20 protein-coding genes and 1 riboswitch are annotated in these 22646 nt (G+C 75.5%); of the genes, 16 read left to right on the top strand and 4 right to left on the bottom strand.

Annotation, left to right across the window (positions count from 1 at the left end):
- Positions 1-196 precede the first annotated feature (196 nt).
- The 3 genes from AB0881_RS12185 to AB0881_RS12175 form a co-directional block, all read right to left on the bottom strand.
- Positions 197-1216 carry an LLM class F420-dependent oxidoreductase gene (locus AB0881_RS12185; protein ID WP_366616468.1) on the bottom strand — a complete coding sequence of 340 codons (1020 nt, stop codon included), beginning with the start codon at positions 1214-1216 and terminating at the stop codon, positions 197-199.
- Between the two features lie 115 nt (positions 1217-1331).
- Positions 1332-1532, bottom strand: a complete 201-nt coding sequence (locus AB0881_RS12180; protein ID WP_366616466.1) for a DUF397 domain-containing protein — start codon at positions 1530-1532, stop codon at positions 1332-1334.
- Positions 1529-2371 (bottom strand): helix-turn-helix transcriptional regulator, encoded by an 843-nt coding sequence (locus AB0881_RS12175; RefSeq protein ID WP_366616465.1) that lies wholly within the window; start codon positions 2369-2371, stop codon positions 1529-1531. Before AB0881_RS12175 ends, AB0881_RS12180 begins: the two co-directional genes overlap by 4 nt.
- A gap of 187 nt (positions 2372-2558) precedes the next feature.
- Between AB0881_RS12175 and AB0881_RS12170 the strand changes: the two genes are divergently transcribed.
- Entirely contained in the window at positions 2559-3101 is a 543-nt protein-coding gene (locus AB0881_RS12170) for an ATP-binding protein (protein ID WP_366616464.1), read from the top strand.
- A 3-nt stretch (positions 3102-3104) separates the two neighbouring features.
- Here AB0881_RS12170 and AB0881_RS12165 read toward each other — a convergent pair whose 3' ends face one another.
- Complete coding sequence (locus tag AB0881_RS12165) at positions 3105-3803, bottom strand: helix-turn-helix domain-containing protein (protein ID WP_366616462.1); 699 nt, start codon at positions 3801-3803, stop codon at positions 3105-3107.
- Between the two features lie 123 nt (positions 3804-3926).
- Positions 3927-4060: riboswitch (cobalamin riboswitch) on the top strand.
- Positions 4061-4157: 97 nt separating this feature from the next.
- On the opposite strand from AB0881_RS12165, the gene AB0881_RS12160 reads away from it, so the two are divergent.
- From AB0881_RS12160 to AB0881_RS12090, 15 genes are all read left to right on the top strand, one after another.
- A complete protein-coding gene (locus AB0881_RS12160; RefSeq protein WP_366616461.1) occupies positions 4158-6341 on the top strand; it encodes a VWA domain-containing protein in 2184 nt (727 codons plus the stop codon).
- Between the two features lie 3 nt (positions 6342-6344).
- Positions 6345-6947 (top strand): cob(I)yrinic acid a,c-diamide adenosyltransferase, encoded by a 603-nt coding sequence (gene cobO, locus AB0881_RS12155; protein WP_366616459.1) that lies wholly within the window; start codon positions 6345-6347, stop codon positions 6945-6947.
- Positions 6948-6980: 33 nt separating this feature from the next.
- Complete coding sequence (locus AB0881_RS12150; RefSeq protein ID WP_366616457.1) at positions 6981-8318, top strand: cobyrinate a,c-diamide synthase; 1338 nt, start codon at positions 6981-6983, stop codon at positions 8316-8318.
- Positions 8315-9604 carry a precorrin-2 C(20)-methyltransferase gene (gene cobI, locus AB0881_RS12145; protein ID WP_366616455.1) on the top strand — a complete coding sequence of 430 codons (1290 nt, stop codon included), beginning with the start codon at positions 8315-8317 and terminating at the stop codon, positions 9602-9604. The genes AB0881_RS12150 and cobI overlap by 4 nt, the downstream gene beginning before the upstream one ends.
- Entirely contained in the window at positions 9604-10419 is an 816-nt protein-coding gene (gene cobM / locus AB0881_RS12140) for a precorrin-4 C(11)-methyltransferase (protein WP_366616454.1), read from the top strand. Before cobI ends, cobM begins: the two co-directional genes overlap by 1 nt.
- Complete coding sequence (locus tag AB0881_RS12135; RefSeq protein ID WP_366616452.1) at positions 10416-10913, top strand: hypothetical protein; 498 nt, start codon at positions 10416-10418, stop codon at positions 10911-10913. Before cobM ends, AB0881_RS12135 begins: the two co-directional genes overlap by 4 nt.
- Positions 10910-12181: a precorrin-6y C5,15-methyltransferase (decarboxylating) subunit CbiE gene (gene cbiE, locus AB0881_RS12130; protein WP_366616450.1), complete on the top strand. Its 1272-nt coding sequence runs from the start codon at positions 10910-10912 to the stop codon at positions 12179-12181. Before AB0881_RS12135 ends, cbiE begins: the two co-directional genes overlap by 4 nt.
- Positions 12178-13959, top strand: coding sequence for a precorrin-3B C(17)-methyltransferase (gene cobJ / locus AB0881_RS12125; protein WP_366616448.1), 1782 nt, complete (start codon positions 12178-12180; stop codon positions 13957-13959). Before cbiE ends, cobJ begins: the two co-directional genes overlap by 4 nt.
- Positions 13899-14579, top strand: coding sequence for a precorrin-8X methylmutase (locus AB0881_RS12120; protein WP_366616446.1), 681 nt, complete (start codon positions 13899-13901; stop codon positions 14577-14579). The genes cobJ and AB0881_RS12120 overlap by 61 nt, the downstream gene beginning before the upstream one ends.
- On the top strand, positions 14576-15520 hold the full coding sequence (locus AB0881_RS12115) for a sirohydrochlorin chelatase (RefSeq protein ID WP_366616444.1): 945 nt from the start codon (positions 14576-14578) through the stop codon (positions 15518-15520). The genes AB0881_RS12120 and AB0881_RS12115 overlap by 4 nt, the downstream gene beginning before the upstream one ends.
- Positions 15510-16541: an Rv2231c family pyridoxal phosphate-dependent protein CobC gene (cobC, locus tag AB0881_RS12110; RefSeq protein ID WP_366616443.1), complete on the top strand. Its 1032-nt coding sequence runs from the start codon at positions 15510-15512 to the stop codon at positions 16539-16541. The genes AB0881_RS12115 and cobC overlap by 11 nt, the downstream gene beginning before the upstream one ends.
- A gap of 20 nt (positions 16542-16561) precedes the next feature.
- Entirely contained in the window at positions 16562-17644 is a 1083-nt protein-coding gene (cobT, locus tag AB0881_RS12105; RefSeq protein ID WP_366616441.1) for a nicotinate-nucleotide--dimethylbenzimidazole phosphoribosyltransferase, read from the top strand.
- A gap of 146 nt (positions 17645-17790) precedes the next feature.
- Complete coding sequence (cobA, locus tag AB0881_RS12100) at positions 17791-19116, top strand: uroporphyrinogen-III C-methyltransferase (protein WP_366616485.1); 1326 nt, start codon at positions 17791-17793, stop codon at positions 19114-19116.
- A complete protein-coding gene (locus tag AB0881_RS12095) occupies positions 19113-20990 on the top strand; it encodes an AAA family ATPase (RefSeq protein ID WP_366616439.1) in 1878 nt (625 codons plus the stop codon). Before cobA ends, AB0881_RS12095 begins: the two co-directional genes overlap by 4 nt.
- Positions 20987-22627, top strand: a complete 1641-nt coding sequence (locus AB0881_RS12090; RefSeq protein ID WP_366616437.1) for a GTP-binding protein — start codon at positions 20987-20989, stop codon at positions 22625-22627. The genes AB0881_RS12095 and AB0881_RS12090 overlap by 4 nt, the downstream gene beginning before the upstream one ends.
- The last annotated feature ends 19 nt before the right edge of the window (positions 22628-22646 follow it).

Genomic DNA, 22646 nt, shown 5'->3' with positions numbered 1-22646 from the left:
TTGTCGATGTCGCGCAGCAGCTCCATCGCCAGGGGCGCCATGCGGCACTCGGTGTAACGCATGGCCGCCGCGGGGTCGTTGCCGCGCGCCCTACGCCCCGGTCGTGGGGTGGCACCCACGGTGAATCTAGGGCGGTCACGCGCGGTAAGGAACTTGCCGTTACGTGAGTATGTTCGAGCGTTCGGGTGCCGACTTTCTATCCGCGGACGAGATCGCGGATGGCGCGCAGGGTGGGCTCGTCCTTGACACCGGCGATCAGGAGGGTGGTCACCGGGCTGTCGCGCCAGAGCTGGAGGCGCTCCTTGATGCGGCCGATCGGGCCGAGCAGGGAGATGGAGTCGGCGAGCTCGTCGGGGACGGCGGCGATGGCCTCGGCGCGGCGGCCGGACAGGAAGAGCTCCTGGACGCGGGCGGCCTGCTCGGCGTACCCGAGGCGGCCGATCAGGTCGAGGTGGAAGTTGCGGTCCTTGGCGCCCATCCCGCCGATGTAGAAGGCGAGGGGGATCTTGGCGAACTCCAGCGCGGACGCGACGTCGTCGGTGACGATCGCCGTGACGGTGGCGGCGATCTCGAAGTCGTCCGGGCGGCCGGCCAGGGACGCGCCGAAGAGCGGCTCGATCTGGGTCGGGTCGACGAACAGCGGGAGCCAGCCCTGGGTGAGCTCGGCGGCCAGCGCGATGTTCTTGGGGCCCTCGGCGCCCAGGTAGACCGGGATCTCCGGGCGGACCGGGTGGACGATCGACTTCAGCGGCTTGCCCAGTCCCGCGCCGCCCGGGTACGGCAGCGGGTAGTGCGGGCCGTCGCTGGTCACGGGCTCCTCGCGGCGCCAGACCTTGCGGACGATGTCGAGGTACTCGCGGGTACGGGCGAGCGGCTTCGGGAACGGCTGCCCGTACCAGCCCTCGACCACCTGGGGCCCGGACGCGCCCAGGCCGAGGATCACCCGGCCGCCGGACAGGGCGTCGAGGGTGAGGGCGTGCATCGCGGTCGCGGCGGGGGTGCGGGCCGACATCTGCACCACGGCGGTGCCCAGCTTGATCCGGGAGGTGCGGGCGGCGTACCAGGTCAGCGGCGTGAACGCGTCGGAGCCGTAGGCCTCGGCGGTGAACACGCAGTCGTAGCCCAGGCGTTCGGCGGCCAGTACGGTCTCGGTCTGGTCCTCCGGGTCGCGCTGCCAGTAGCCGGTGTTGATGCCGAGCTTCAGTTCCGAGGTCATGGCGCCGATAGTAGAACACGTTCTACTTTCGGCGGAAGGGCGGGAACGGCGGGAAGGGCGGGAACGGGCGAGGGGCCGCGGCGGATCGCCGCGGCCCCTCGGATTGCTTCCTCGCTCAGACGGTCCTGATGCCCTCCAGCAGGGCCCGCCACTGGTCCGGCGTGAAGCGCAGGGCCGGGCCGGACGGGTCCTTGGAGTCGCGGACCGCGCGCCGGCCGCCGGCGAGCGCCGCGACTTCGACGCACTGGTTGCCGCTGCCGCTGTAGGACGACTTGCGCCAGCGGGCCCGGGTGAGGTCGCGATCGGGGTGGTTCACTTGCTGCTCCTTGCTGCCTCGGCGATGAGGTGCGCGGAATCCTCGGGGGGAAGGGCGGCCGCCGCGACGCGGTCGAAGCGGTCTCCATGTGTTGCTATTGCCTCGGCGCTTTCGAGATAAACGTCGCCCATGGTGCCCTCTACGTAGGCGATATCGGGGTCCGCGGGGTTCGGGAACGAAAGTATCGTGAAACGTCCGTCAAGTCCGGCATGTGCTCCCGTGTCGTACGGGAGGACCTGGATCTCGATCCGCGGCCGGGCGGCGAACTCCAGCAGCGCTTCCAGCTGGGCCCGCATGACCGCCGCGCCGCCGATCGGGCGGCGCAGCACGCACTCGTCGAAGACCAGGTGCAGCCGCGGCGCCTCGTCCCGGTCCAGCAGCTTCTGCCGGGCCTTGCGGGCGTCGATCCGGCGCTCGATCTCGGTGGGGCCGGGCAGCATCCGGCCCGCCGTGATGACCGCGCGGGCGTACTCCTCGGTCTGGAGCAGCCCGTGGATCAGCTGGGTGTCCCAGGCCCGGATCCGCGACGCCTCGTCCTCCAGCGCCACGTAGCTGCCGGTGAAGACGTCCGCGTAGGCCGTCCACCAGCCGCGCTGGCCCGCCTCGCGGGCCAGGTTGATGAGGGCGTCCCGCTCGGGGCTGGGGACGCCGTAGAGGTCGAGAAGGTCGGCGATGTCGCCGGGCTTGGGACGGGTCTGCCCCGTCTCCAGCCGGGAAACGGTGGCCCGCGACCAGTCCAGCCGGTCCGCCACCTCCTGCAGGGTGAGCCCCTGCGTTTCTCGCAGCCTGCGCAGCTCGCGGGCCAGCCGGCGGCCGCGCACGGTGGGGCGATAGGTCATGGGCCGAGAGTCTCTCTATTCGGTCGGTTCCGTTCAAGGCATACGAGCAAGCCGGTAACGGCAATCTCGCGAAGCGTGTTGCGGAACTGAGAATCTCACGCGAGGCTGTGCTCATGTGACCGAACGGCAACACCCAGTGACCGTGCGGTTCACCACCGCGCACCACGGAACTACACGGGAGGATCCCGTGACGACCTCGCCAGAGACGGCCGGCCTCGCCGGTCACGCCCCGTACCCGCCGGCCTCCCTCGGTGAAGCCGTACCCCTGCCGGCCGCCCCCGTCCCCGCCGCACCGCCGTCCGGTGGCCTGACCTGGACGCTTCCGGCGGGCCCGGCCTGCGCCGGCCACGCCCGGTCCGCGCTGGCCGCGGCGCTGGCCGAGGCGGGCGTGCCGCGCGCCGCCGTCGCCGACGCGCAGCTGATGGTCAGCGAGCTGGCCACCAACGCCCACCAGCACGCCCCCGACCACGGCCCGCACGAGCTGTGGCTGTACGCGGGACCGCCCGGCGAGCTGCGGTGCGCGGTGTTCGACCGGCACGCCGCCGCGCGGCTGCCCGTCTACTCCTGGACGTCCGGCGACTACGGCCGCGGGCTCAGCATCGTCCGCGAGCTGTCGGACGGCCGCTGGGGCATGCTGCGCACGCACTCGCGCCGCACCCCCCGGGTCCCGGGCAAGGCGGTCTGGTTCGCGGTGCCCGGCGAGGCCCGGCCGCCGGAACGGCCGGGCTGACCGTCAGGCGCCCGCCCCAGCGGCGGCCGCCGCGTCGCCGGTCCCCGCTCCCGCTCCCGCTCCGGCGGCGGCCGTCCGGGCGTCCTCCACGGCGGGGGCGATGTCGGTCAGCAGCGCCAGCAGCGAGCGGGACAGCAGCGTGTGCACCTGCCCGCGGTCGAGGGTGCCCTCCTGGAGCCACTGGCGGGTGGCCGCCTCCGCCAGCCCGGAGTACGTGCGCAGCACGGCCCGCAGCGTGCCGGTCGGCTCCATCCGCAGCACGGTGAGCATGTGCTCGACCGTCAGGTCGCGGAACCGGTTGACGATGTGCAGCAGCTGCGGGTCGCGCCCGAAGCCCTCGGCGTCCACCGCGGCGAACCAGGTCGTCGCGTTGCCCTCGGCGGCCTCCAGGAAGAGCCGGACGCACAGGTCGGCGGCCTCCTCCAGCGACCGGTTCTCGTCCGGCGGCGGCGCCGCCATCGCGGCCGCGCCGGACAGGTCGCGGACGACCTCCAGGAACAGCTCGCGCTTGGTGCCGAAGTAGTAGTGCAGGAGCCCGCGCCGTACCCCGGCCTCCGCCGCGATCGCGGACGTGGAGACCTCGGCGTACGGCAGCTCGGTGAACATCCGCCGCGCGACGCCGAGGATCTGGTCGCGCCGCTCGTCCGGGGACAGCCGCTGGTAGCGGCGGGAATCCGGGGTGCGGGAGGGTGACTGGGCCACCCGCACAGCCTATGCGGCGCCGTGACCGGCGGGCCCTTACCCGGTGGAGGCCGCGGCGCCGTCACCTGGGCGCGACTTGGGCCGGTCCAGGCGGTATGCCATCCTGTGCAGGCGACGGAAGCGGAGGAACCCGGTGCGAATCCGGGGCTGTCCCGCAACTGTGACCATGGGGAGCTCCCCCTCGAACGCGGCCACGGCGTCCCGCCAGGGACGCTGGAAGGCCGAGGGGGAGCGGCGATCCGGGAGCCAGGAGACTCCGGCCGTCGTGGCGGGCGCCCCGGTGCCCGCGAACAACCGCCACGGGCGTGGACACCCGAGGGAAGGACGATGAGGCATGCCCTGTCTGATGGGCCGATGAGCCGTGCGCGCGCCGCCGCGGCGCGCTACCCCTTTTCCGCCGTCGTCGGGATGGACGACCTCAAACTGGCGCTGCTGATCAACGCGGTGTCGCCGGGCGTGGGCGGCGTGCTGGTCCGCGGCGAGAAGGGCACCGCGAAGTCGACGATCGTCCGCGCGCTGGCCGATCTGCTGCCGTCGACGCGGGTGGTGGCGGGCTGCCGGTTCGCCTGCGACCCGCGCGACCCCGATCCCGGCTGCCCCGACGGCCCGCACCCGGTGGACGACGCCGAGGACGGCGACGAGGACTCCGCCGGGCGGGCCGAGCCGGTCGAGCGGCCGGGGACCGAGGAGCGGCCGGCGCGGCTGGTCGAGCTCCCCGTCGGCGCCTCCGAGGACCGCCTCACCGGCTCCCTCGACATCGAGCGCGCGCTGACCGAGGGCGTGAAGGCGTACGAGCCGGGCCTGCTCGCCGCCGCGCACCGCGGCGTCCTGTACGTCGACGAGGTCAACCTGCTGCACGACCACCTGGTGGACCTGCTGCTGGACGCGGCGGCGATGGGCGAGTCGTACGTCGAGCGCGAGGGCGTGTCGGTCCGGCACGCCGCGCGCTTCCTGCTGGTCGGCACGATGAACCCGGAGGAGGGCGAGCTGCGGCCGCAGCTGCTCGACCGGTTCGGGCTCACGGTCGAGGTGGCGGCCACCCGCGATCCGGCCGAGCGGGCGGAGGTCGTCCGGCGCCGGCTGGACTTCGAGGAGGACCCGGTGCGGTTCGCGTCCGGGTGGGCGCTGGCCGAGGCGGAGCTGGCCGCCCGGATCGCCGCCGCCCAGTCCCGGCTGCCGCGGGTGGAGCTGACCGACGCCGCGCTCCGCCAGATCACCGCGGTGTGCGCCGCGTTCGAGGTGGACGGGCTGCGCGCCGACCTGGTGACGGCGCGCGCCGCGATCGCGCTGGCGGCCTGGCACCGGCGGACCGTGGTGACCGCCGAGGACGTGCGGACGGCGGCGCGGCTGGCGCTGCCGCACCGGCGCCGCCGCGACCCGTTCGACGCGCCCGGCCTGGACGAGGAGCGGCTCGACGAGATCCTGGACGAGCACGCCGCCCCCGAACACGACCGGCCCGAGCCCGAACCGCGGCCCGAGCCGGAGCCCGAACCGCGGCCGGAGCCGCCGCACGACGACGAAAGCGGCGGCGACGAGGGGCCGCCCGAGGACGACGGCCCGGACGACGACGGCGGCGGCGGTCCCGGCGGTGGCGGCCGGCCGGACGGGCAGCCGGGCGGCGGCGCGCTGAGCGTGCTGGACGCCCTGCTCAGCGGCCGTCCCGTGACCGAGTCCGACGGCGAGCGCCCCGCCGACGAGCGGCACGCCCCCGCGCCCGGCGAGAACGGCCGCCCGGACGAGAGCGAGCCCGCCCCCGCCGACGCCGCGTTCCGGCCCCGGCTGTTCACGGTGCCGGGGACCGGTGCGGGCGCGCCCGGCCGCCGCTCCAAGGCCCGCAGCCCGTACGGCCGCGTGTCCGGCGCCCGCCCCGGCGCGCGCGGCCTGCACCTGGCCGCCACGCTGCGCGCCGCCGCCCCGCACCAGCACGCGCGCGGCCGTACCGGCACGGGCGTGATCGTCGCGCCGCCGGACCTGCGCGAGGCGGTACGGGACGGCCGCGAGGGCAACCTGGTGCTGTTCGTCGTCGACGCCAGCGGCTCGATGGCGGCGCGGCGGCGGATGCGCGCGGTCAAGGGCGCGGTGCGCAGCCTCCTCCTGGACGCCTACCAGCGCCGCGACAAGGTCGGCCTGATCACGTTCCGCGGTACCGGCGCCGAGGTGGCGCTGCCGCCGACCTCGTCGGTGGAGGCCGGGGCGCGGCGGCTGGAGCGGCTGCCCACCGGGGGCCGCACCCCGCTGGCGGCCGGGCTGCTGCGCGCCGCCGAGACGCTGCGAGTGGAGAGGATGCGCGATCCGGCCCGCCGCCCGCTGCTGGTCGTGGTCACCGACGGCCGCGCCACTCACGGCCCCGACCCGGCGGCAGCGGCGGCGGCCCTGTCCGGGGTGGCGGCGGTGGTCGTCGACTGCGAGTCCGGCCCCGTACGGCTCGGGCTGGCGGCCGAACTGGGCGTGCGGCTCGGCGCCGAGACCGTCCGGCTGGAGGACCTCGGCGCCGACGGGCTGGCCGGGGTCGTCCGGTCCTCCAGGAAGGTGGCGTAGGGGATGCCGCAAGGGAAGCCGGAGTACGTTCCCGAGGACGGGCTCACGACCAGGCAGCGCCGGAACCGGCCGCTGGTCATCGTCCACACGGGCGCGGGCAAGGGGAAGTCGACCGCCGCGTTCGGGCTGGCGCTGCGCGCCTGGAACCAGGGCTGGCCGGTCGGGGTGTTCCAGTTCGTGAAGTCGGCCAAGTGGCGGATCGGGGAGGAGCACGCGCTGCGCGTGCTCGGCGAGAGCGCCGAGGGCGGCGCGGTGACCTGGCACAAGATGGGCGAGGGCTGGTCGTGGATCCAGCGCCCGGGCACCGAGGCCGACCATGAGGCCGACGCCCGCGAGGGCTGGGAGCAGATCAAGCGGGACCTGGCCGCCGAGACGTACCGCTTCTACGTCCTGGACGAGTTCACGTACCCGATGAAGTGGGGCTGGATCGACGTCGAGGACGTGATCGCGGCCCTGCGCGACCGGCCCGGCGCCCAGCATGTCGTGATCACCGGCCGGGACGCCGATCCGCGGCTGGTGGAGTTCGCCGACCTGGTCACGGAGATGGGCAAGGTCAGGCATCCGATGGACCGGGGCCAGAAGGGCCAGAAGGGCATCGAGTGGTGATCTCGGCATGGTGATCTCGGAATGGTGACCTCGATGCCGAGACTGGTGATCGCGGCGCCCGCCTCGGGCAGCGGCAAGACGACCGTGGCCACCGGCCTGATGGCGGCGTTCGCGGCGCGCGGGACGGCCGTGTCGCCGCACAAGGTCGGGCCCGACTACATCGACCCCGGCTACCACGCGCTGGCGACGGGCCGCCCCGGACGCAACCTCGACCCGTGGCTGACCTCGGAGGAGCTGGTCGTCCCGCTGCTGCTGCACGGCGCGGCGGGCGCCCGCCTCGCGGTCGTCGAGGGCGTGATGGGCCTGTACGACGGCGCCGCCGAGCAGGGCGGGTTCGCGTCCACGGCGCACGTCGCGGGGCTGCTGGACGCACCGGTTGTGCTGGTCGTCGACGCGGCGGCGGCCGGGCGCTCGGTGGCGGCGACCGTGCACGGATTCCGGACGTACGGCGACATCCGCCTCGGCGGGGTGATCCTCAACCGGATCGGGTCGGACGGCCACGAGCGCATGTGCCGGGAGGCCGTCGAGGAGCTGGGCGTGCCGGTCCTGGGCGCGCTGCGCCGCCGCGACGACGTGGCGAAGCCGTCCCGGCACCTCGGGCTGGTCCCGGCCGCCGAGCGCGGCGCCGAGGCGGTCGCGACCGTCGAGCGCCTCGGGGCGCTGGTCGCGGAGTCCTGCGACCTGGACGCCGTGATGGCGGTCGCCCGTACCGCGCCCGACCTGCGCGAGGAGCCCTGGGACCCGCGCGGGCAGGTCGCCGCCGCCGGCGGGCCGCCGCCGCGGATCGCGGTCGCGGGCGGGCCGGCGTTCACGTTCGGGTACGCCGAGAACGAGGAGCTGCTGGCCGCGGCCGGCGCCGAGGTCGTCCGGTTCGACCCGCTGCGCGACGAGCGCCTGCCGGAGGGGACGCGCGGCGTCGTCATCGGCGGCGGCTTCCCCGAGATGTACGCGCCGGACCTGTCGGCGAACGCGCCGCTGCGCCGCGACGTCGCCGCGTTCGCGAACGCGGGCGGCGCCGTGTACGCCGAGTGCGCGGGCCTGCTGTACCTGGCGCGCGAGCTGGACGGCCAGCCGATGTGCGGAGTGCTCGACGAGGTGACCGCGACGATGGCGCCGCGCCTGACGCTCGGCTACCGGTCGGCGGTCGCGGTCTCCGATTCGGTCGTGGCCCGCGCGGGCGAGCGCGTCCGCGGGCACGAGTTCCACCGTACGGTGACCGATCCGGCGCACGGCGGCACCGCGGCGTGGCAGTGGACGACCGCCGGGCCCGAGGGTTTCGTGCGGGGCCGTTGCGTCGCCTCGTACCTCCACCTTCACTGGGCGGGGGAGCCCGCGTTCGCGGAGCGGATGATCCTGGAGGCGGCCGCATGACCACCTTCGACCAGCGGCTGGAGCTGGCCGGCGAGCGGGTGGCGCTGCGCCCGTTCCGGCCGGACGACGCCGGCGTGCTCGGCGCGGCGATGGCGGCCGGGGAGGAGTTCCTGCCGCCGATCGTGCCGCCGCCCGGCGAGGCCCTCGACTGGTGGCTGCGCACGGGCGTCCACGACATCCCCCGGTCCGGGATGGGCCTGCACGCGGTGGTGGAGGACCGCGCGACCGGCGAGCTGAGCGGCGCGATCGGGATCTTCCGGGTCGACTGGCCTGCGCGGGCCGCCGAGGCCGGGTACGGCGTCCGCCCCGGCGCCCGGGGCCGCGGCCTCGCGACCGACGCGCTGCGGACGCTCGCGGCGTGGGCGCTGCGCGAGGGCGGCCTCAACCGGCTGGAGCTGCGGATCGACGTCGCCAACCGCGCGTCGGTCCGGGTCGCGGAGAAGGCCGGGTTCCGGCGCGAGGGCGTGCTGCGCGCTGCGGGAGGCGGCGGGGTGGACCAGCACGTGTTCAGCCTGCTGTCCGCGGAGCTGGAGCGCCCCGGGCGGGCTGGCCCGCCGCGGCTGGTCGGGATCGGCGTCGGGCCGGGCGATCCGGAGCTGGTGACCGTCCGGGGCGTCCGGATCCTCCAGGAGGCGGACGTCGTCCTGGTGCCGGTCATGGCGCCGGACGAGGAGGGCCGCGCCGAGTCGGTCGTCCGCGCGTACACCGCCAAGGCCGAGCGCGTCGTGTTCGCGCTCAACGACCGCGGCGGCGTCACGCCCCGCCGCGCCGCCGCGTGGGACGCCGCCGCCGAGCGCGTCGTCCGCGCCTTCGACGAGGGCGCCGCGACGGTGGCGTTCGCCACGATCGGCGACCCGAACGTCTACTCGACCTTCACCTACCTGGCGCAGACCGTGCGGGAGCTGCGCCCGGAGACCGAGATCGTCACCGTGCCCGGCATCACCGCGATGCAGGACCTGGCCGCCCGCTCCGGGACCGTGCTCGCCGAGGGCACCGAGTCGATCGGGCTGGTCCCGCTGGCCGGCGGAGCCGATCCGATGGCGGCGTTCCGGGCGGCGCTGGAGACCGGCGACACCGTCGTGGCGTACAAGTTCGGCGCGGTCGCCGCCGAGGTGATCGAGGCGCTCAAGGAGGCCGGACGGCTCGACGGCGCCCGGTACGGGACGCGGCTCGGCCTGCCCGGCGAGGAGATCCGGCCCGCCCGGGAGCTGAGCGGGCCCGTCCCGTACCTGTCCACGCTGATCGTGCCGGGGCACCGCCGTACGGCGCGGGGAGGAAGGCTCTGATGGGCACCGCAGGCAAGGGGAAGGTCCTGTTCGTCGGCGCCGGGCCGGGCGCGGCCGACCTGCTGACGTTCCGCGCGGCCCGCGCGATCGGCGCGGCCGACGTGGTGATCTGGGCGGCGAGCCTGGTCCACCCGGACGTGCTGGAGCACGCCCGCGCGGACGCGGAGATCGTCGATTCGGCGCGGCTGCCGATGGAGGGCGTCCTCCCGTACTACGAGCGCGCCCTCGCCGAGGGGCTGACGATCGCCCGCATCCACTCCGGCGACCCCGCCCTGTGGGGCGCGCTGCAGGAGCAGCTCGACCGGTGCAAGGAGATGGGCCTGGAGACCGAGGTGATCCCGGGCGTCTCCAGCTTCAGCGCGGTCGCGGCGGTGGTCGAGCGCGAGCTGACGATCCCGGAGGTGGCGCAGTCGGTCGTCCTCACCCGGCTGGGCGGCGGCAAGACGCCGATGCCGCCGGGGGAGGAGGTGCGGGAGTTCGCGCGGCACGGGACGACGATGGCGCTGTTCCTGTCGGCGGCGCGTTCCGGGCAGCTCCAGGACGAGCTGCTGGAAGGGGGCTACCCCGCCGACACCCCCTGCGTGGTGGCCTACCAGGCGACCTGGCCGGACGAGCTGGTCGTGCGGTGCACGCTCGGCGAGCTGTCGGCGACGGTCAAGGCGCACAAGCTGTGGAAGCACACGCTCGTACTGGTGGGCCCCGCCCTGGCGGCGGGCGGCACCCGTTCGCACCTGTACCACCCGGGCCACTTCCACGGCCACCGGCGTGCCGAGCCCGCCGCGCGCCGCCGCCTTCGGGAGGCTCATCGCCCATGAGCGAAGACACGCGGGTGCTCTACAGAGGCGAGCCGCTGCGGCGCGCCGCAGTGAAGATGATGCCCAAGCTGGCCGAGGACCGCTTCGTCCAGGCCGTCGACATCGAGGAGGCGGCGCGCGAGGCGGCCGCCGACGGGATCGGGCAGCTGATCCTGTTCGCCGAGCCGGGCACCCTGGACGACGCGGGGCTGGACCTGCCGCTCGCCGAGATCACCACGGAGATGGGCGGCACGGGCGACCTGGCCGCCGAGGTGACCGAGGGCGGGACGGTCCGGGCCGCGTACGGGACCTGGCACGCGGCCGCGACGCTGCACGAGGTGCGGCCCGACTCGCCGTACCCGCGGGACCTCGTGGGCCGCTGCGGCCGCGAGCTGTGCCGGAGGGTCGCCGACCGCCTGGAGGAGATCGCGGGCGGCGCGGTCGCCGTCCAGGTCGTGCTGCTGGCGCCGGCCGCCGGGCGGATGGTCGGCATGTACGGGCGGCTGCGCCGATGAACACCCATCTGCTGACCGTGCTCGGCCACGACGGGTCGCCGCTCTCCGCCGAGGCCCGCGAGCTGCTGGGGCGCGCCGCGCTGGTGGTCGGCGGGGCGCGCCATCTGGCGGCCGTCCCGATCCCGGCGTCGGCCCGTACGGTCGTCATGGGCGAGCTCCGGACGGCCCTGGACGCGATCGACGCCGACCTGGAGAAGGACCGGAACGTCGTGGTCGTCGCCAGCGGCGATCCGGGTTTCTTCGGGATCGTCCGGGCGCTGCGCGAGCGCGGCCACCGGCCGCGGGTGCTGCCCGCGCTGTCTTCGGTGGCGCAGGCGTTCGCGCGGGCCGGGCTGCCCTGGGACGACGCGCTGGTGGTGTCGGCGCACGGCCGCGAGCTGCGCCGGGCCGTCAACGCCTGCCGCGCGCACCCCAAGGTCGCCGTGCTGACCGCGCCCGGGGCGGGCCCGGCGGCGCTGGCGCGCGAGCTGTTCCCCCAGACGCCGCGCACGTTCGTGGTCTGCGAGAACCTCGGCGGCCCGGACGAGCGGGTCGTGCACGTGCGTCCCGCCGAGGCGAGCACCCGGCCCTGGCGCGACCCGAACGTCGTGCTCGTCCTCGATCCGCGCCGCCAGACGGGCGAGCGCGGCTGGGTCGCCGGGGCGCGGCCGGGCCCGTCCGGCTGGGCGCTGCCGGACGCCGCGTTCGGGCCGGGCCCGCTCGGGACGTTCGCCGAGGTCAGGGCGCTGGTGCTGGCGAGGCTCGGCCCGTCCGTCGGGGACATGGTCTGGGACGTGGGCGCGGGCGCCGGCGAGGTCGCGATCGAGTGCGCCCGCTTCGGCGCCGCCGCCGTGGCCGTCGAGCGGGACCTGGCGTCCTGCGAGCGCATCCGCGGCAACGTCCGCGCGCACCGCGTCAAGGTCGCGGTCTCGCGCGGCACGGCCCCGGCCGTCCTCGACCACCTGCCCGAGCCCGACGCCGTCTTCGTCGGCGGCGGCGGGCCGGAGGTGGCGCGGGCGTGCGCGGCGCGGGCGCTGCGGGGTGTCGTGGCCGTGCTCCGGGAGTCCGGCCGCGTCCGGGCCGCCGAGGCCGCACTGAAGAAGGAGTCGCTGGTCACGGGGGTCGTCCGGCTGGACGCGGCCCCGTTCGGCGCGAACGAAAGCGAGCCGGTCTTCGTTGTGTGGGGAGAGCGGAACGCCGCGACCCCCGGCGGCGGCCGGACCGGGCCGTCCGGCAGGACCGTCGTGACGATCAGGCAGAGGCCGTCCGGTGAGGGGAGCGTGTTGTGATCGGGGTCGTCGCGGCCACCGCGGGCGGGCGCGGCGCGGCCGCCGCGCTGGCCGCCGCGTGGCCGGGGGAGGTCCGCGAGTTCACCGGGCTGAAGGCGGGCGAGGCGCTCCGCGAGGCGTGGGAGGCGTGCGACGCGATCGTCAGCTTCCTGGCCGTGGGGGCGACCGTCCGGGTCCTCGCCCCGCTGCTGGAGCACAAGACGAGCGATCCGGCCGTGGTGTGCGTGGACGAGGGCATGCGGTTCGCGGTCGCCGTCCTGGGCGGCCACCACGGCGCCAACCTGCTGGCCCGGCGCCTCACCGGCGTGCTCGGCACCGAGCCGGTGGTCACCACCGCCAGCGACCGGACGAACGCGGCGCCGCTCGACTCGTACGGCGCCGACATCGGCTTCACCGTGCACAATCCGGACCTGCTCGCGCATGTCGGCGCGGCCGTCCTGTCCGGCGAGCCGGTCGCGCTGGAGGGCGCCGGCGACTGGCCGCTGCCCGCGCTGCCGCCGAACGTCCGCCCGGACGCCGAGGACGCCACGACCGGGATCTTCGTCACGGACGGCGCCGAGATCATGTGCATGTGCCACGAGGGCTGGTTCGGCAACCGGCTGGTGTACCGGCCGCCGTCGCTGGTGGTCGGCGTCGGCTCGGCGCGCGGGGTGTCGGCCGAGGAGGTCGGCGGCCTGATCGACTTGGTCCTCGGCGGCGCGGCGGTCGCGCCCGAGTCCGTCCGGGCGCTGGCGACCGTCGATCTCAAGGCGGACGAGGAGGGCATCCTCAAGGCCGCCGAGGAGCGCGGCTGGGAGGTCGTCACGTACCCCGCCGAGGTGCTGGCCGGGGTCGCGGTGCCCAACCCGTCCGACGCGGTCCGGGCCGAGGTCGGCACGCCGAGCGTGGCGGAGGCGGCGGCGCTGCACGCGGCGCGCTCGTTCGGCCGCAGTGCCGAGCTGATCGCCGAGAAGCACAAGTCGGCGAACGCCACGGCGGCGGTCGCCCGGCTCCGGCCCCGGGGGCGGCTGAGCATCGTGGGCCTCGGGCCGGGCGCGCGCGACCTGCTCACCCCGCGCGCCGAGGAGGCGCTGCGGCGCGCGTCGGTGGTCGTCGGGCTCGACCAGTACGTCGAGCAGGTGCGCGACCTGCTCCGGCCGGGCACGCGGATCCTGTCCAGCGGCCTCGGCCAGGAGGAGGAGCGGGCCCGTACCGCCGTCGAGGAGGCCGCGGCCGGGCGCGCGGTGGCGCTGATCGGCTCGGGCGACGCGGGCGTGTACGCGATGGCGAGCCCGGCGCTGGAGTTCGCCACGGCGGACATCGACGTGGACGGCGTCCCGGGCATCACGGCCGCCGTCGCCGCGTCCGGCCTGCTGGGCGCGCCGCTCGGGCACGACCACGCCTACATCTCGCTGTCCGACCTGCACACCCCCTGGGAGGTCATCGAGCGGCGGGTGCGCGCCGCCGCCGAGGGGGACTTCACCGTCTGCTTCTACAACCCGCGCAGCCGGGCCCGGGACTGGCAGCTGGGCGCGGCGCTGCGGATCCTGGCGGAGCACCGCCCGGCGGGCACGCCGGTCGGGTTCGTGCGCAACGCGTCCCGCCCGGACGAGACCGCCACGGTGACCACGCTCGCCGAGGTGGATCCGGACAAGGTGGACATGTACACCGTCGTGCTGGTCGGATCGAGCCGCAGCCGTACCGTGGCCGGGCGATTTGTTACTCCTAGGGGGTATCGATGGAGCTTCGAGACGAGCGAGTCGAGCGGGCCGGACGAGCCGGCGGGGGCGAGCCGATGACGGTCCGCCGCCCGCACCCCATCGAGGTGCGCTCGTACGAGATCCTGCGCTCCCGCGTCGACCTGAGCCCGATGCCGCCGCTGTGGCGGGCCGTCACCGAGCGGGTGATCCACGCCAGCGCCGACCTGGAGTACGCCGTCGACATCCAGACCCGCGAGGAGCACCTGGCCCGCGGCCTGGACGCGCTGCGCGCCGGGGCGCCGATCGTCGCCGACGTCGGCATGGTCGCCGCCGGCATCACCGCCCGCGAGCCCGTCTGCCACGTGAACGACCCCGCCGCGGCCCGGATGGCGCGGGCCGCCGGCATCACCCGTTCCGCCGCGGCGGTCCGGCTCTCGTACGCCGAGGTCGGCCCGGGTGCCGTCTGGGTCGTCGGGTGCGCCCCCACCGCGCTGTTCGAGATCATCAACCGCCGGGTGACGCCCGCCCTGGTCATCGGGATGCCGGTGGGCTTCGTCGGCGCCGCCGAATCCAAGGAGGCGCTGCGCGCCAGCGGCCTCCCGCAGCTCAGCAACGTCTCCGAGAAGGGCGGATCCGCCGTCGCCGCGGCGGCCGCCAACGCGTTGCTCTACTACGAACCCGCCGACCACGGGGCCGACTACGAGGGGGACAGGCGATGAACGGCCGTGCGAGACCGGCACTGCTGGTGGCCGGGCACGGAACGCGCGACGCGGACGGGGTCGCCGACTTCGGCCGGTTCATCGAGCGGCTGCGCGGCCGGATGCGGACGACCGTCGCGGGCGGCTTCATCGAGCTGTCCCCGCCGCCCCTCACCGAGGTCGTGACCGGGCTGTACGAGGAGGGCCACCGCCACCTGGCGACCGTCCCGCTCGTACTGGTCGCCGCCGGGCACGGCAAGGGCGACATCCCGGGCGCGATGGCGCGCGAGCTCGTCCGCCATCCCGGCCTGTCGTACACCTACGGCCGCCCGCTCGGCCCGCACCCCGCCCTGCTCGCCCTCCTGGACGAGCGCATGCGGGCCGCGCTCGGCCCGCGGGAGCCGGACGGCGCCACGGCGGTGCTCCTGGTGGGGCGCGGCTCGACCGACCCCGACGCCAACGCCGAGGTGCACAAGGTCGCCCGCCTGTTCTGGGAAGGGCGCGGCGCCGGAGGGGACGGCGGGCTGATGGGCGTGGAACCGGCGTTCGTGTCGCTGGCCCGCCCCAGCGTCCCGGAGGGCCTCGAACGGCTCCGCAGGCTCGGCGCCCGGCGGATCGTCGTGCTCCCGTACTTCCTGTTCCGCGGCGTCCTGCCCGACCGGGTGGCCGAGGAGGCGCGGGCGTACGCGGCCGGTCACCCGGACCTGGACGTCCGCTCCGCCGCGGTGATCGGCGACTGCGACGGCCTCGCCGACGTGGTGGCCGAACGGTACGAGGAGGCCCTCGCCGGCGACATCCGGATGAACTGCGACACCTGCGTCTACCGGATCGCCATGCCGGGCTTCGAGCACCGCGTCGGCGCCCCGCAGACGCCCCACGACCACCCCGACGACCCCACCGGCCACGGGCACGGCCATGGCCACGGACTCGGTCACGGACACGGGCACGCGCATGTCCACTGACCCCGGCGACGGCATCGACCTGAGGCACCACGGCGACGCCGAGGTCGGCGGCGGGCTGGCCGACTTCGCGGTGAACGTCCGCACCGGCACCCCGCCGGAGTGGCTCGCCGCCCGGATCCGCGACTCGCTCGCCGACCTGGCCGCCTACCCCGACCCCGCGCCGGCCCGCCGCGCGGTCGCCCGCCGGCACGGCCGCGCCGCCGCCGAGGTGCTGCTCACCGCGGGCGCCGCCGAGGCGTTCGTGCTGCTGGCCCGGGTGCTGCGGCCGAGGTACGCGGTCGTCGTGCACCCGCAGTTCACCGAGCCCGAGGCCGCCCTGCGCGCCGCCGGGCACGAGGTCGGCCGGGCCGTCCTCGGCGGGGACTTCACGCTCGACCCCGGCGCCGTCCCCGACGACGCCGACCTCGTCGTGATCGGCAACCCGACCAACCCGACGTCGGTCCTGCACCCGGCGTCCGCCGTCGCCGCGCTGGCCCGCCCCGGCCGCACCGTCGTGGTGGACGAGGCGTTCATGGACTGCGTGCCCGGCGAGCCCGAGAGCCTGGCCGGGCGGCTCCCGAACGGCGTGGTCGTCGTCCGCAGCCTCACCAAGACATGGGGCCTGGCCGGGCTCCGCGCCGGCTACGTGCTGGCCGAGCCGCGGCTGATCGCCGCGCTGGCCGAGGCGCAGCCGCTCTGGGCGGTGTCCACCCCCGCGCTCGTGGCGATCGAGGAGTGCTCCGCGCCCGCCGCCGTCGCCGAGGCCGACGCCTGGGCCGCCGCGATGGCCGCCGAACGCGACCGGCTCGCCGCCGAGCTCACCGCGCGCGGGCTCTACATCGTCCCGGAGGCGCGCGCCTCGTTCCTGTGCCTGCGCGTACCGGACGGCCTGGGCATCCGCGCCCTGCTGCGCCAGCGCGGGTACGCGGTGCGGCGCGGCGACACCTTCCCCGGGCTCGGGCCCGACTGGCTGCGCGTCGCCGTCCGCGACCGGGCGGCGAACGACGACCTGCTCAAGGTCCTCGGCGACCTGGGGATCTGAGGAATCTGAGGAGGCACCCCGTGAACCCGATCGACGAGACGATCGCGGCCGTCCGGCCCCTGGACGAGGCCGCCATGCGCGACGCCCGCGCCCACCAGGCCCGGCTCACCAAACCGCCCGGCTCCCTGGGCGTGCTGGAGGAGGTGCCGGTACGGATCGCCGGGCTCACCGGCCAGTGCCCGCCGCCGCTGCCCGAGCCCGCCGCCGTCGCGGTCTTCGCCGCCGACCACGGCGTGCACGCCCAGGGCGTCTCCCCGTGGCCGCAGGAGGTCACCGCCCAGATGGTGGCCAACTTCCTCGCCGGCGGCGCGGTCGTGAACGCGTTCGCCGGGCAGGTCGGCGCCACCGTCACGGTCGTGGACGTGGGCGTGGCCGCCGACCTGGACGCGGCCCCCGGCCTGCGCCGACGCAAGATCGCGTACGGGACGGCCGACCTGGCGCGGAGCCCCGCGATGACGGGGGAGCAGGTCAGGGACGCCATGGCCGCCGGCATCGAGACGGCCCGCGACCTGGTGGACGGCGGCGCCCGCTGCCTGCTCACCGGCGACATGGGCATCGCCAACACCACCGCCTCCGCCGCGCTGATCGCCGCGTTCACCGGCCTGCCGGCCGAGCGCGTCACCGGCCGCGGCACCGGCGTCGACGACGCCACCCACGCCCGCAAGGTCGAGGTCGTGCGGACCGCTCTGGAAAGGCACGGCCTGCCGCGGGAGGGCGCGGACCCGTTCGCCGTCCTCGCCGCCGTCGGCGGGCTGGAGCACGCCGCGCTCGCCGGGTTCGTCCTCGCGGCGGCGGCGCTGCGGGTGCCCGTCGTCCTGGACGGCGTGATCGCCGGCGCGGCGGCGCTGGCGGCCGCCGCGATCGCCCCCGACGCCCTCGGCGCCTGCGTGGCGGGGCACCGTTCGGCCGAGCCCGGACACTCCGCTACCGTTGAGTACCTGGGCCTGCGCCCGCTGGTCGACCTGGAGCTGCGGCTCGGCGAGGGCACCGGCGCCCTGCTGGCGTTGCCGCTGGTCCAGGGCGCGGTACGGGTCCTGCACGAGGTCGCCACCTTCGACTCGGCCGGGGTGAGCGAGAAGGGCACGGGCGGAGTCACGACATGATCACGGTATGAGTCACGCTCGGCTATCGACTGCGCGGGAGCCCTCTCCAAGCACGCGCCGACCCGAGTACCTTTGGTCCCCATAGACACGTGTCCGAATATGGCCTCAGCGGACGACCGCACAGCCCCGAACGAGAGAACACCGACGTGCCCCCGTACCTCCTAGGTCTGCGACTCGGCGGACGACGCGTCCTGGTCGTCGGCGGCGGCCGGGTCGCCCAGCGCCGGGTGCCGGCGCTGCTCGCGGCCGGGGCCGACGTCGTGATGGTCGCGCCCGAGATCACGCCGTCGCTGGAGGACCTGGTCAGCACGGACATCGGCACCGTGGAGGTCGCCGCGGGCGGGGAGATCGCCGCGGGCGAGGCGGGCCCGCGCCCGGCCCGCGACCGGGGCGCGGGAGGTCGGCTGACCTGGCTGCGCCGCGCGTACGAGAAGGGCGACTGCCGCGGCGCCTGGCTGGTGCAGGCCGTGACCGGCGACGCCAAGGTCAACGCCGCCGTCGCCGCCGAGGCCGAGGCCGCCCGGATCTGGTGCGTGCGCGCCGACGACGCCGACGCCTCCGCCGCCTGGACGCCCGCCTCCGGCAGCGTGGGGGAGACCACCGTCGGCGTGCTCGCGGGCGGCGACCCGCGCCGCGCCGCCGGCATCCGCGACGCCGTCGTCGACGGCCTGCGCGACGCGACCCTGGAGGCCCGGCACTCCCGGCACAAGCCCGTCGGGGTCGCGCTGGTCGGCGGCGGGCCCGGCGACCCCGGGCTGATCACCGTGCGCGGCCGGCAGCTGCTCGCCCAGGCCGACGTGGTCGTCACCGACCGGCTCGCGCCCCGCGAGCTGCTCGACGAGCTGCCCGCCGACGTCGAGGTCGTCGACGCCGCCAAGATCCCGTACGGGCGTACGGTCACGCAGGACCGGATCAACGACTACCTCGTCGAGCACGTGCGGCAGGGCAGGTTCGTGGTACGGCTCAAGGGCGGCGACCCGTTCGTGTTCGGGCGCGGCGCCGAAGAGGTGCTGCACTGCGCGAAGCACGGCATTCCGGTCACGGTCGTCCCGGGGATCACCAGCGCGGTCGCGGCGCCGTCCGCCGCCGGCATCCCGGTCACCCACCGCGGCGTCACGCAGGAGTTCCACGTGGTCTCGGCCCACGTCGCCCCCGGCGACCCGGCCTCCACCGTCGACTGGCCCGCCCTGGGCCGCGCCCAGGGCACCCTCGTGCTGCTGATGGCGGTGGAACGGATCACCCTCATCGCCGATGCCCTCATGCGCTATGGTCGGTCCCCGGACACGCCGGTCGCCGTGGTCCAGGACGGCACCCTCCCGGGCCAGCGGACGCTGTCGGCCACCCTGGGCACGGTGGCCGGAGAGATGGACGCCGCCGGGGTCCGGCCGCCGGCGATCGTCGTCGTGGGCGACGTGGTGAACGTGGCACGAGAGATCGACACGATTCGAGCGGACATGGGACGGGATCCGTGACACCCCCGGCAGAGCAGAGCGCGGTGGACGACCACGAGGCGGCGGGCCGCGCCGACGAGGCCGCCCAGAACCAGGCCGCCCAGGACCCGGAGGCGCGGGGCGAGGACGCGCCCGGCCGGCGCAAGGGCCGCGGCCCCGCCGCGCCCCCCGCGGCACCCGATGACGCGGGGGGCGTCCAGGTGCGCCAGGGCGAGCTGATCCGCGCCTTGGAGGCGCTGCGCGAGCAGCTCGACGCGTTCGAGTTCCTGCTGGACGTGCCCGGGGTCGAGGAGGCCCGCGAGGCCCGGCTGGAGATCAGGAACCAGCTCGACGACTACGTGCTGCCGCGCATCCAGGCCGCCGGGACCCCCATGCTGGTGGTGCTCGGCGGCTCCACCGGCGCGGGCAAGTCCACGCTGGTCAACACCCTGGTCGGCGCCCGCGTCAGCGCCACCGGCGTGCTCCGGCCCACCACCAGCAGCCCCATCCTGGTGTGCCACCCCGACTACACCGACTGGTTCCTGAACGGGCCGATGCTGCCCGGCATGGGCCGCGTCCGCGGCCCCGCCCCGGACGCCATCGCCGGCGACCAGCTGGTCATCATCGGCAGCGACGCGCTGCCGCCCGGCCTCGCCCTCCTCGACAGCCCCGACTTCGACTCGGTCTTCGAGGACCACTACGAGTTCGCGACCAAGCTGATGGCCGCCGCCGACCTCTGGCTGTGCGTCACCACCGCCGCCCGCTACGCCGACGCCCAGGTCTGGGACATGCTCCGCCGGGCCCGCGAGAACGGCGCCACCATCGGCGTCGTGCTGTCGCGCGTACCGCAGGCCACCGGGCGCTCCGGCCCCGCCGAGGTCGTCGAGCACTTCGGCGAGATGCTCGGCGAGCACGGCGTCGGCGACGCCCGCCGCTTCACCGTCCCCGAGACCAAGGTCGAGGACAGCCGGCTGCCCGAGGAGGCCGTCGAGGAGGTCCGCGACTGGCTCGTCGGCCTCGCCGAGAACGCCGACGACCGCACCATCGTCATCGGCGACACCCTCGCCGGCGTGCTCGACAGCTTCCGCACCCGCGTGCCGGAGCTGGCCAAGCAGGTCGAACTCCAGGTCGAGAAGCGCGCCGAGCTGGCGCAGGAGGTCGAGTCGGCGTACGGCACCGCCCTCGCCGAGCTCGACGAGGCCACCCGCAACGGCTCCCTGCTGCGCGGCGAGGTCCTCGCCCGCTGGCAGGACTTCGCCGGCACCGGCGACCTGCTGCGCTCGCTGCGCGTCCAGCGCGGCCGGCCGGGACGCCGCTCCAACCGCCGGCACCGCAGCCCCGCCCGCGTCCGGGCGCTGAAGGCCGCCCTGCGCAGCGGCCTCGAATCGCTGATCATCTCGTCCGCCGAGCACGGCGCCGAGCAGGCCGTCGCCCGCTGGCGCGAGCACCCGGCCGGCCGGCAGGTCCTCGCCGGGCCCGGCGCCGGCCTCGGCCACGCCTCCCCGGAGCTGTCCCGCCGCGTCACCCGCGCCGTCAGCTCCTGGCAGGACCACGTCCAGGAGCTGATCCGCACCGAGGGCGTCACCAAGCGCTCGGTCGCCAAGCTGGTGTCGTTCGATTCCGAAGCCGTCTCCCTGGTCCTGATGGTCGGGCTGCTCGGGTACGGCACGTCCGACGTCAACGTCGAGGGCGGCACCAGCGCCGTGCCGCAGCGCCTCCTCAAGGCCCTGTTCGGCGCCGAGTCGCTGCGCGGCATGGGCGCCAAGGCCCGCGCCGACCTCCGCTCCCGCATCGGGATGCTGTTCGACGAGGAGTCGATCCGGTACGGGCAGGCCATCGACGCCGCCGGCATCCCCGACGAGACCGTACCCGTCCAGCTCTACCAGGCCACCTACAACCTCGAGGTCGCCCGATGACCACGTCGGCCATCCCCAGAAGCGTCGAGGGCCCCGGCGTGGCCGGCCGCCTCGACGGCCTCGAACGCGTCGTCCGGTCGGGCACCGGCCGGCTCGACGCGGGCCTCCTCGACGAGGCCGGGGTCCTCCTCGACCGCGCCGGCCAGCGCCTCCGGCTGTCCGGCGACCACACCGTCGTCACCCTCGCCGGCGGCACCGGCAGCGGCAAGTCGTCCCTGTTCAACGCCGTCTGCGGGCTCGAACTCTCGCCCACCGGCATGCGCCGCCCGATGACGTCCAAGGCGCACGCCTGCGTCTGGGGCCTCGACGGCGCCGGCCCCCTGCTGGACTGGCTGGAGGTCGACAAGCGGCACCGGTACGCCCGCGCCAGCGCCCTCGACCTGGAACGCGCCGACGCGTCCCTGCACGGCCTCGTCCTGATCGACCTGCCCGACCACGACTCCATCCAGGCCGTGCACCGCGCCGAGGTCGACCGCTTCGTCGGCATCGCCGACCTGCTCATCTGGGTCGTCGACCCGCAGAAGTACGCCGACGCCGCCCTGCACCGCAACTACATCGTCCCGTTCGCCCGGCACGCGAACGTCACGCTGATCGTCCTCAACCAGGTCGACCGGCTCCAGCCCGCCGAGATCGACGACTGCGTCACCGACCTGCGCCGCCTCCTGGAGGCCGAGGGCCTGGCCGACCCCCGCATCGTCACCACCTCCGCCGTCAGCGACGAGGGCGTCGAGGGCCTGCGCGAGGTCCTCGTCGACACCGTCGCCGCCCGCCGCGCCCGCGACTCCCGGCTCGACACCGACATCGACAAGATCGCCGAGCGGTTCGCCGACTTCCGCGGCGAGACGGACCCGCCCGCCGGGATCGGGGCCGAGCGCCGGACCGAGCTCGTCCAGTCCCTCACCGACGCCGCCGGCGCCCCCGCCGTCGCCGAGGCCATGGAGAGCGCCTACGAGCTGCGCGCCGCCGACTTCGTCGGCTGGCCGGTCAGCGCCATGGTCACCCGCCTGCGCAGCGACCCCCTCCGCCGGATGCGCCTCACCGAACTCCGCGAGGAGCTCCGCAACGCGTTCACCGGCCCCATCGGCGCCCAGCAGGGCGACGTCGACAACGCCCTCCAGGGCGTCACCGACGGCGTCACCGCCGACCTGCCCGCCCCGTGGGCGCGCTCCGTCCGCGCCGCCGCCCGCACCCACGCCGCCGAACTCCCCGAGGCCCTCGGCGTCTCCCTGAAGGACGCCCTGCCCGCGTTCAACCAGGTCCCCGGCTGGTGGTGGCTGGTCAAGACCTGGCAGTACTTCCTCGTCCTGGTCAGCGGGCTCGGCATCCTGTGGATCGCCGTGCTCACCGCGTCCGCCGTCCTCGGCGCCGACACCGGGAACGTCCTCCTGAGCGAGGCCGGCCTGATCCCGTACGTCGCCGTCCTGGTCGTCTGCACCCTGGGCATGGGCGCCCTCACGGCCTCCGCCTGCCGCAACCTGGTCGCCCTCTCCTCGGCCAAGCACGGCGAGCGCATGGAGTCCCACATGCGCGAACGCATCGAGACCGTCGCGGACGAGAAGGTCCTGGCCCCGGTCGCCGAGGAGCTCTCCCGCTACGCCGAGTTCCGCGAGGAAGTACGCAGCCTGCTGGCCCGCTGAGTTATCCACAATCTGGCTT

It is taken from the genome of Spirillospora sp. NPDC029432, assembly GCF_040703975.1.
GTDB lineage: Bacteria > Actinomycetota > Actinomycetes > Streptosporangiales > Streptosporangiaceae > Spirillospora.
Note: the sequence above shows the minus strand (reverse complement) of the source record. Positions and strands in the feature narration are given on the sequence as shown.